This is a genomic window from Anabaenopsis tanganyikae CS-531 (genome assembly GCF_029891675.1).
In the GTDB taxonomy this organism is placed as follows: Bacteria; Cyanobacteriota; Cyanobacteriia; order Cyanobacteriales; family Nostocaceae; genus Anabaenopsis; species Anabaenopsis arnoldii.
Genome location: NZ_JANQDF010000169.1, coordinates 1 through 9069, shown reverse-complemented (window position 1 = coordinate 9069; position 9069 = coordinate 1). Strand labels below are relative to the sequence as shown.

At 41.9% G+C, this 9069-nt stretch carries 8 protein-coding genes and 2 pseudogenes; 2 read left to right on the top strand and 8 right to left on the bottom strand.

The window, feature by feature from the left end; all coding sequences use genetic code 11:
- Window positions 1-517: zinc ribbon domain-containing protein (locus NWP22_RS16400; RefSeq protein ID WP_280802113.1), on the top strand; the 517-nt coding region annotated here is incomplete at its 5' end.
- Window positions 518-637: 120 nt separating this feature from the next.
- On the opposite strand, the gene NWP22_RS16395 is transcribed toward NWP22_RS16400, so the two are convergent.
- The 3 genes from NWP22_RS16395 to NWP22_RS16385 form a co-directional block, all read right to left on the bottom strand.
- The gene (locus NWP22_RS16395; protein WP_271731469.1) at window positions 638-2764 is read right to left on the bottom strand and encodes a TonB-dependent receptor plug domain-containing protein; all 2127 of its coding nucleotides are present in this window, start codon (window positions 2762-2764) and stop codon (window positions 638-640) included.
- An 85-nt stretch (window positions 2765-2849) separates the two neighbouring features.
- The gene (locus NWP22_RS16390) at window positions 2850-3254 is read right to left on the bottom strand and encodes an ExbD/TolR family protein (protein WP_271731470.1); all 405 of its coding nucleotides are present in this window, start codon (window positions 3252-3254) and stop codon (window positions 2850-2852) included.
- The gene (locus NWP22_RS16385; RefSeq protein WP_271731476.1) at window positions 3238-3891 is read right to left on the bottom strand and encodes a MotA/TolQ/ExbB proton channel family protein; all 654 of its coding nucleotides are present in this window, start codon (window positions 3889-3891) and stop codon (window positions 3238-3240) included. Before NWP22_RS16385 ends, NWP22_RS16390 begins: the two co-directional genes overlap by 17 nt.
- Window positions 3892-4020: 129 nt before the next feature.
- Between NWP22_RS16385 and NWP22_RS16380 the strand changes: the two are divergent.
- Window positions 4021-4284, top strand: a pseudogene (locus NWP22_RS16380) (hypothetical protein); the annotation flags it as partial.
- Window positions 4285-4827: 543 nt separating this feature from the next.
- On the opposite strand, the gene NWP22_RS16375 reads toward NWP22_RS16380, so the two are convergent.
- From NWP22_RS16375 to NWP22_RS16355, 5 genes and pseudogenes are all read right to left on the bottom strand, one after another.
- Window positions 4828-5838, bottom strand: a complete 1011-nt coding sequence (locus tag NWP22_RS16375) for a metal ABC transporter solute-binding protein, Zn/Mn family (protein WP_271731471.1) — start codon at window positions 5836-5838, stop codon at window positions 4828-4830.
- 91 nt (window positions 5839-5929) lie between these two features.
- On the bottom strand, window positions 5930-6181 hold the full coding sequence (locus NWP22_RS16370; RefSeq protein ID WP_271731472.1) for a hypothetical protein: 252 nt from the start codon (window positions 6179-6181) through the stop codon (window positions 5930-5932).
- 185 nt (window positions 6182-6366) lie between these two features.
- Window positions 6367-7428 carry a WD40 repeat domain-containing protein gene (locus NWP22_RS16365; protein WP_271731474.1) on the bottom strand — a complete coding sequence of 354 codons (1062 nt, stop codon included), beginning with the start codon at window positions 7426-7428 and terminating at the stop codon, window positions 6367-6369.
- A 72-nt stretch (window positions 7429-7500) separates the two neighbouring features.
- Window positions 7501-8472, bottom strand: coding sequence for a CobW family GTP-binding protein (locus NWP22_RS16360; protein ID WP_271731475.1), 972 nt, complete (start codon window positions 8470-8472; stop codon window positions 7501-7503).
- 245 nt (window positions 8473-8717) lie between these two features.
- Window positions 8718-8918 (bottom strand): annotated as a pseudogene (locus tag NWP22_RS16355) (alpha/beta fold hydrolase); the annotation flags it as partial.
- Window positions 8919-9069 lie beyond the last annotated feature (151 nt).

Below are 9069 nucleotides of genomic sequence, written 5' to 3'. Positions count from 1 at the left end.
TAAAGAATTACATCGAGTCTGGAAGCGTTGGCTTGCTGCTTATCGTTATTACTTCAATCAATGTATCAGTTATCTTCACAATAATTATGATACTCAAGTCAGACTAATTATTGATCAGAAAACTAGCACAGAAAAAGAAGTGAAGATATCTGCTGAGGAGTTAGATAAAATAGCTCAAAAAATAGATGTACCAGAATGGGTGAAAACATTACCAGGGCATCAACGTCAAGAAACGTGTTTTGAGGCATTTGATGCCTTTAAACAAGCTCGCAGTCAAGGCGGTAGTGCGAAATTTAAAAGCTGTAAAGCCACAAGCCAAACTATCCAATTCAAGGTTGGTAATTTCAAAAATGGTACTTGGTATCCGCGAACCTGTGGTAACTGCGGTCATGTTCACCATAAATTAGGTGGAAACAAAATTTTTAAATGCCCACATTGCGGAATTCAGGTCTATCGTGATGTGAATGGCGCACGCAATATTTTATTGCGTGCTTTGCAAGCAACTAACTGCCTTTAACGTGACGCATGATTCTATCGTGCTTTCTGAGGAGTCAGAATTGACGGATGCCGTAGTTAATCTAGTTTAATCGCTTTGATTAGCTTAAAAGTTGCACTCAGAATTTATTCTGTTGGATTTCTAAAGGTTTGCAGTTACCCCCACACGCACGGTAAACCCTGGACTATAAATACGGTTGACTTTTTCGTATTGCTCACCCAGGAGGTTTTCTAAATATATGGTCATGGCTGTATTATTGGTGAGGGGAATTTTGCTACTCAGGTCTAAGTTGAGGAAGGATGGGCTAAAGTCTGTAGGTGTTTGTCCCGCTTGAGTATTAGTAAATAAGGCTCGCCGCATTCCACTATTATAGGTAAGATACAAATTCCCTTCCCAGCCGGAATTGCGGTAGCTAATACCACTTTGGGCGACGGAATAAGGTATCAGACCTAATTGTAAACCTGCTTGTGTTCCGGTTTTGATTTCGGCATCTGTATAGGTATAGTTAACAAAACTCGACCACCGGGGAGAAATTTGTAATCTCAAGGCGGCTTCTAGTCCGTTGGTGTCTACTAACCCTACATTCTCCCATTTGCCGGCGACAATTGCTAACCGATTGTCTAAACTACTGCCAAAATAGGTAAATTGTCCTACTAAGTTATCTGTGAGTCTCACATCTGTTCCCATGGTCCAAGATGAGCCGGTTTCTGGTTTTAAGTCAGCGTTGGACTCCCACCCATGGACTGTATCATATAGATATAGTTGATCTAATCCTGGGTTGCGCTGTCCCCCGGCCCAACTCCCTCGCAGGGTGACTGCGGGTGTGAGGCTATAACGTAAGCCACCACTAGGGTTTAAGTAACTGCCAAATTCTCCATCAAAGCTCTGTCTTAGTCCTAAGTCTACCTGAAAATCTTCACTAACATTGAGGGTATTTACGGCAAATAAGGCTGTATTTAAGACGCTTCTATTTTCAACTTCGTTGAATCTCACTCTGTCAGGTCTGGTACTGAAGGTTTCACCGTTTAATTGAGAGTTTCGTAAGTCTAATCCCCAGCGCAGTTTGTTATTGGCTGTTAATTGCCAATCATGATCTACTCTGGCGGTAATTTTTTGGCTATCTAACACCCCCAGGCGGTTATATACTGTGCCGGTAAAGAATGTGGGGCCATAGGTGCTAAAATAATCTTGATTATATCCTATGGTGGTGGTTAAGTTGGAGCTTTCGCCTTTACCTAGGCGGGTTTGCCAAGATAAGCCTACATTTAAACCGTCATGGTCTAATCTATCTCTTTGCAGCAGGGGGGGAAACCCAAAGTAAACTAAGCCTCGGCGACTGCTAAGTTTTTTAATGTCTAAATTTAAGGAGTTTTGAGGATCTAAGTCTAAAGCAATGCTACCAAAGTAGGTACTGGTGGCTGTGTCTGCATTGGAGAGTAACCCTTGAGCGTCACGGTTAGCAGCACCTTCGGGGACTGAGTAACGGTTGTCGATGAAAAATCTTTCAAAGCTGAAGTTATATCTCACATCATCTACCCCAGCGCTGTAGGTGACCTGTTGATTATTCAGGTTTAATGAGCCAAATTGTACACTACTATTTAGTTTGGGGGTATCATAGCCTTCTTTGGTAATAATATTCACTACTCCCCCAAAGGCTGAGGAACCATATAAAGCTGAGGTGACACCGCTGGATAGTTCTACCCGCTCGATCGCTTCTACGGGAATACTATTTAGGTCTGTTCCACCATGATAGGTGCTAATATCATTATTAATTGGTCTGCCATTGATGAGAAATACAGACTGGTTAATTGATGCTCCTCGGTAGTATGTCCCTGTGTGAATATCAGCACCATGACCAACGTCATTGATGGCAAAACCAGGCATTCTTTTTAAAACATCGGCGACGCTGCTCGCATTTTGTCTTTTAATTTCTTCCTGGTCTATGACATACACCGGTGTGGAACCGGAAAAATTATCTGGTTGTCCTAATACTTCTAGCAGAATATCTACATCTTCGTTATTTTCGTCTGTGGTAGCTTCTTCTGGCTCGGTTTCTAAGGTAAATTCAATGGGTAGGGACTGTTGAGTTAATAATTCACCAGGGGTAACTGGTAACTCAAGATTTAAATAATAATTTTTATCAAGAACTAACTCTGTTTGTTGACTTGGGTTAGCAACACTAGGTAAGCTGATACATAAGCTCTGGACTACAACAGATAACACCACACAATATCTATATCTATTCACTTGGTTTTGGGAACATTTCATCAAAATACTATGTGGTATTGTCGTTGCTGTAGTTAAATCATGTCAAAAGACAGTCTGTCATAGTTTAAAACTTAGGTGTACTAAATTAGGGTTTCTGGGTGGCGATCGCTAGTTTTACTCCTTTTACCCGCCGCACCTGATCCATAATTGCAATTACTTGACCATGTTCTACCTTTTGATCAGCATTAATAATTACCATAGGTTCTGATTTCCCCTCTACCAAAGTACCGATCCGTTCCCCCAGGGAATTGAGGGGAACTGGTTGACGGTCTAAGCTCACCACCCCTTGACTATCAATGCTGATGGTAATGGTCAAGGGGGCTGATTGTTGATTAGCTGTGGCTGCCTGTGGTAAGTTGACTGGTAGGCTTTGTGATCTAGTTAAAAACAGAGTTGACATAATAAAGAATGTCAAAATAGCAAAGATGACATCAATCATAGGGACGATGTTAATCTGTGCGGGTAAATCGGGTTCATCTTGTAGGCGCATAGTCTTTTTCTCCTGGTTGATGGCGACGGCGATACAGCAGTTCTAGTTGTCCGCCATATTCCTGGAATAGGGCTATTTGACGCTGATAAAGTCCGCGGAAGGTGTTGGCGAAAAACAGGGTAAAGATGGCAACTATTAACCCTGTAGCGGTAGATACCAAGGCTTCACTAATACCGGAGGTAACCCCTATGGTTTGTGTACCCCCCACATTACCAATATTCAAGGAAGCAAAGGAAGTAATTAAACCCAAGACAGTACCCAGGAGTCCTAGGAGGGGGGCGAGGTTGATAATGGTGTCAAAAATGTTCTGAAAGCGTTTAAGTCCAGGTATTTCTGCTTGGGCTTCACTTTCCAAGGCCAAGCGAAATTCTTCTGGGGTGGCTTCCTCTAATTCTAAAGCTGCTAGGAAAATCCGGGATAGGGGTAAATTGGCATTGTTTCTGAGTATACCTATGGCAGTAACTAGGTTATCTCTGCGATAGAGTTGTAATACTTCTTGAATGATCCGGTTTTGTCTTCGGTTGATTTGCAGCCAAAACTTAATCCGTTCAATAATTAGCGCCACCGCTAATACAGAAAAGCCCAATAGTGGCCACATGACGATACCACCGGCGCTAAACAGATTATTGATTGCCATGGAACTCATTGTTAAACAACAAACACATAAACTAGAAGTATCCTGATATAATTGCAAGTTATTGTCAAGATAATTAGTAAACCTAAGATAGAATGATAATTATTATCACTAGGTTCTATCTATTTATTAATGGTCAATCCTCCATCACCTCCTAAAATTGACTTAGCTGTTATTGGTGCTGGTCTTCATGCTTTAACATTGGTAACCCATCTACTGCAAAAACGCCAAACTATGGGCGATCGCTTTTTGGTATTTGACCCATGGCGACAACAGTTCGCCGTTTTAGATATACCATACCTGGGATAGCGAAGCGCTGCTGCGAGCAGATCGCCGGCGGTACATCAACCTTTCGCCTTGGGGAATTGTGCCGAGTCCCGCTCCCATGCGCTATTCCTTCATGGCGGGGGATTTTGGTTACTGGCGGTGCTAAAATTCAGATACCTAATATTGACTTGCGTCGGACTGTCTATTATGCTATTCTTAAAGTAGATAAATATTGATAAGTTTATCAAGCCAAAAAAATAAAGGCTAATTGGTTAATGTAATCGCATCATGGCAGTGGTTACGATTGTGACTACTAAAAGATCCAAACCTGCCATCTCCTTTAACCAGAGAGCCGAAATATTTACGAGTTTTCCATTCAATTGATATATCCCGGACTTCTTGGCGAAGTCCGGGGTTTTTTTTGTCCAATTGAGCAACCTGTAACGATAGGGGTGTAGTGCTGCTACTTGATATATAATAAGGTGATATCAAGATCAAGTATTGAATTGAGACTATTGCCGACGCGAAAACCAAGCAATGATGGTGGTAGTATTTTTCAGAAACTTAATTGGAACACAATCGCGTCTGGCTAAGGCGTGAAAGTCTACACCAGGGATAACTGCTCCCATGCTCCCGTTGAAGTAAAAAGTAAAGTCTAGTTTTATCTAGGTTTTATATAGCAGGAAATCTTGGGGGAAAAATTAAGTAAGTCCCCCCTAAACCTTCTACAATGGTGCGTGTATTAGCAACCATTAATTTTTGATAATTATCGGCTTCGCCACCTGGTTCACCCAGTCCATAAGTATATAATTGCCTTTGAGATACTCTGACATTAGCCGGGGTAGGTACAGATGCGATAAACTGCTGGTTAATAGTGGTATCGGGAAAAATTGTTGGTACTTGGGCCTGTTGAATGGTTGTCACCCAAGTTTTTACTTGTGCATCGGTGGGATTTACTATACTACTAATATTCTCTAAACCCTTTACCAAAGGGATTTTATAGGCTGTAGTGTAATAATTCATCACATTACTAGTAGCGAGTAACTTCCGCTTGTCTTTGGGGATAGTATCTATCCTGGACTTAATCCAAGTATCGAGTTGAGTAAGTTCATTTTGAATTAATCTGGCGTTATCACTGTAAAATGTGGTATAATCTGGGTTAATAATTTTAAGATTGTGGCTAATTATCTCCACCATTCTGATAGTATTCTTAACATCGTGCCAAACATGAGGATTAGCTAATCTCTCGCCAGATGCGAGAAATTGCTGGGGTTGGGGAACTGCTAGTTCATTTACAGCTACTTTGGGGGTAGAAGTTTTACCTTCTGCAAGTGTTTTGAGCAGTTCTGATTTAAAGTTGTAACCGGTGTGGAAAACTAAGTCAGCTTGGGCGATCGCTTCCCGGTGTCCCGATCTGGGTTGATAGAAATAAGAGTCGTTATCAGGGGAACCCAAGCAGGTGAGGTTAATTGTATTTTGCGCCACCTGTCTAGTTAAATCACAAAGTATGGTGGTAGTAGCGACAACCCGGGGAAGATTTTCTTGTATTTTAGTGCTTGGCTGAGTAAATGAGGTGGTTACTCTTTGATTTGCGCATCCCAGAAAGCCGATTGTTAAAACTACTAAGATACCAGGTAATAAATTATTTGATAAATGATTTGATAGTAGTTTTTTAACCATCATCGATTCCCCAGTGGATGTGTAAAAACTATAAAAAGCGGACTAATAGCCCACCCCATAACATTGATAACATGAATTAGTAATTTAAATGTGCTCAAAAATCCACAGATGGTAACTTTCCTTGGAGTATTTCCAATTTAGACTGAACACAAGTGGCGCAGTTACAACCGAGTTGATCCATAATGGGATTAGATGTTTTACTGACATGAAGGGTTGAGAATCCCCCCCATGGCTGAGACTGTACGGAGGTCATCTGTGTAGTAAATGCAGGTGCTGGGTTGCCTAGCAGGAGTATAGATGCTAGAAATACCGGAGATGCTAGTAAAATCATTTTGGCTATATTCATGATTGATACCCAAATAATATTGCTCATCCAGAATAACCAATAAATTATCTAGCTTCAACCTGAATGATTATAAAGGGAACAGGGAACGGGGAACAGGGAACGGGGAACACATATTAGAGGATGTTTTAAAAGTTCTGATTAATGTATCAGATATTGTTTGACCCCACCTTCCTCTTTAACTACCTTTAACTAGCGCCGAATCCCTGACCCCGTGACACCTTAGACCAAACCAGTAACTCCCCTTGATCTCCACCTGCTGCTAAAAACTTACCCTGGGGATGCCAAGCTAGAGTAGAAAACCCTCGAGCAACACCGGTGAGTACTTGGGTAACTTGTTTGGCTTTTTTCCACAAACACAACCAACCATCACTAGCAGCGGAAGCTAGGAGGAAACTTTGAGGCGCAAAGGCGATCGCGGTGATCATATCCACATGATTAGTTAAAATCCGTGCTTCCCAGCCCAAATTTTCATCCTCTAGCTTTTCCCAAACTACGATACCCTCTACACTAGAAGATGCCAAAATTGGCGCACCCAGTTTGTTAGTGACTTGTGACCATGCTAGATGTCTAATTTTACCAGGAAATCCCCGCATAATCCAGGGGTCGGGATTACCCCACTCTAAAACAGTGATACTGCGATCCATATTCCCAGAGGCTAGGAATTTACCATCGGGTGACCAAGCCATGGCTATACTGACAGTGGATATATCTAAAATATATGGTTCCTGCTCCCAGTTTTGGCTATCCCAAATCTTTACACCTTTATACCCAGAAATTGCTAGGTATTCCCCATCACTACGCCAATCAATGGCCAATACTGAGGAGTTATCAAAATTCAGGGTAACAACTACCTCCCTATTGTCCGCATCCCAGACTTGGACACAACGCCCTAAACTAAAGGCTAGTTGATTACCGGAGGGACTCCACCCCAGCTTATCTACCCATGCGGGGGCATTTTCTAAGGTAGTAATTAATTCCGTACCTTGCCAAATTTTTACCTGTCCATTTTGTCCCCCCACAGCTAAAAACTGACCATCTGGAGAAAAAGCTACACAGTCTATTGATGTACTTCCCCCCGTTTGTAAGGTGGTGAGCTGGTTATCATTCACTAGGACAACTTCACCAGCTGCGGAGGTAGCAACTAGGACTTTACCATGGGGAGACCAGGCGATCGCAGTCACATAGTCGGAAAGAGTCGCGGAATAGTGTTCTTCAAATTCCTTAGATTTACTAGCTGTAGGGTTCATAACTCAAAGGGGAATGGGGAAATGGGGAATAAGAAATCATCCTACTCCCTTGTAGCTTAGTCTGTACCTAGTTTAAACAAAACAAGCCAGAAAATCCTGCTTAAGTTTGGCTCCATCAAGATTACGACCAATGAAAACCAACTCATTTTTGCGAGTTTCATCTGGTTTCCAAGGGCGATCGGGTCTACCATCTAAGATCATATGCACACCTTGGAACACATAGCGATTATCTTCCCCTGCAATATTTAAAATCCCTTTCATGCGGAAAATATCCTGTCCTTGGGTACGCAATAACTCAGACAACCAAGCGTTTAGTTTTTCTCCATCTAACTCTCCTGCTTCCACCAATGCTACAGAATAAACTTGGTCATCATGTTGGTGAGCATCTTCACCCAAGAAATCCGGGTCAATTTCCAACGCCCTCTCTAAATCAAAAGCCTTCACACCCAATAAAGCGTTCATCTCTAGTTGGGCGTTTTGGGTACGGTAGATTTTTGCCATTGCATTCATCCCCCGAATGCGCTGTTCTAATTCATCTAACTGTTCTGGGGTGACTAAATCAGTTTTATTTAGGAGAATCACATCAGCAAAAGCAATCTGTTCTTGGGCTTCGTCAGCATCCCAATGTTGCCAAATATGCTTCCCATCCACAACAGTTACCACTGCATCTAAAGACAGTAAGCTTTGCATATCTTCATCGACAAAAAATGTTTGAATTACCGGCGCTGGGTCAGCTAAACCGGTGGTTTCAATCACTAAATGGTCGAACTTATCGCGCCGCTTCATTAAGTTACCGATAATCCGAATTAAGTCCCCACGCACTGTACAGCAAATACAGCCATTATTCATCTCAAAAATTTCTTCATCTGCATCAATAATCAGTTGATTATCAATACCTACTTCCCCAAATTCATTGACAATTACAGCTACTTTTTTTCCGTGTTCGTAGGTGAGGATATGGTTGAGAAGAGTGGTTTTTCCCGAACCCAGATAACCTGTGAGTACAGTTACAGGTACGGTATTCGTGATTTCTTCAGTTAACATTGTCTAAATGCCTTTTTGTCATAGGTTAGATAATCATTACCACCCATGATAATTCTTTTTATATCTTTGTGGTGGATTCACTGTAAGAGGATGTTTAAAGTTTATATGATGATACTTTAACTATGGTTTTTTTACTAACCCATCAGTCCTAGGACATATATAGATGTTAATCCTGATGCAGTCTACAATACTTTTGGTGTTGATCAGGAAAGTTGAGAAAATCAGTTATCTCACAGTCAGCAATTTTATGGGTGTAGTAAGAAGTCTTGTGTGGCGGTGAAAACAATGTCTGGGTGTTCTTCATGTAATCCCAGAGAACCGGGAATAACTACGCTTCTTACTCCTGGTAGTGCTGCTACGGCGTTCATTTCTTGTCGGGACTTGGGGGGACTAGATTCACCAATTACCACCATCAGGGGTATGGACAAGTTGCGTACAAGTGTGAGTTGACATACTCACCGACCTTGAAGGTCGGTGATTCTTGACAGTTCACAGTAACTCGCTGCCGAAACAGTCTTACAGTCACTCCCTGTCCATTTTAGGTCGTGCCGATGCCCCATGCCGACCATTTCTATGTTCTTAGCAGCATTCTCATCT

Bases quoted from the DNA above. Each gene is read 5' to 3' on its own strand.
- NWP22_RS16365 (WP_271731474.1), bottom strand. From the start codon at position 7,428: ATGAACCCTACAGCTAGTAAATCTAAGGAATTTGAAGAACACTATTCC.
- NWP22_RS16370 (WP_271731472.1), bottom strand. From the start codon at position 6,181: ATGAATATAGCCAAAATGATTTTACTAGCATCTCCGGTATTTCTAGCA.
- NWP22_RS16390 (WP_271731470.1), bottom strand. From the start codon at position 3,254: ATGCGCCTACAAGATGAACCCGATTTACCCGCACAGATTAACATCGTC.
- NWP22_RS16375 (WP_271731471.1), bottom strand. From the start codon at position 5,838: ATGATGGTTAAAAAACTACTATCAAATCATTTATCAAATAATTTATTA.
- NWP22_RS16360 (WP_271731475.1), bottom strand. From the start codon at position 8,472: ATGTTAACTGAAGAAATCACGAATACCGTACCTGTAACTGTACTCACA.
- NWP22_RS16385 (WP_271731476.1), bottom strand. From the start codon at position 3,891: ATGGCAATCAATAATCTGTTTAGCGCCGGTGGTATCGTCATGTGGCCA.
- NWP22_RS16395 (WP_271731469.1), bottom strand. From the start codon at position 2,764: ATGAAATGTTCCCAAAACCAAGTGAATAGATATAGATATTGTGTGGTG.